Consider the following 279-nt stretch of genomic DNA (forward strand, 5'->3'; position numbering starts at 1 on the left):
GTATCGCTGCATCCAATTCCTGGTTGAGCAACTTCTCATAGAGACTTCTGGAATCGCCGGGTGTGATCTTCAGCCTCAGCTTGGGTGCCGACACTGTCAGCCGCTCGATCAGTCCGGGCAAGACGCCGGTCAGCGCCGTGGAAATGGCCCCAATGTTAATCTCCCCCGATAACTCGTCCTGGCTCAGGTGCTCCTGCAACTGGCGCGCCTGTTCAATGACGGCCTGGATTCTGGGCAAAAGCAGCAAGCATTGGTCCGAAGGCCACGCGGCATGTGCGG

1 protein-coding gene is annotated in these 279 nt (G+C 58.8%); it reads right to left on the reverse strand.

What is annotated here, in order from left to right; genetic code table 11:
• On the reverse strand, positions 1-247 hold a 247-nt coding region (locus AAEY88_RS13165; protein WP_350563106.1), incomplete at its 3' end, for a LysR substrate-binding domain-containing protein.
• Between the last annotated feature and the right edge of the window lie 32 nt (positions 248-279).

Source organism: Psychrobacter sp. CAL346-MNA-CIBAN-0220, assembly GCF_040309805.1.
In the GTDB taxonomy this organism is placed as follows: Bacteria; Pseudomonadota; Gammaproteobacteria; order Pseudomonadales; family Moraxellaceae; genus Psychrobacter.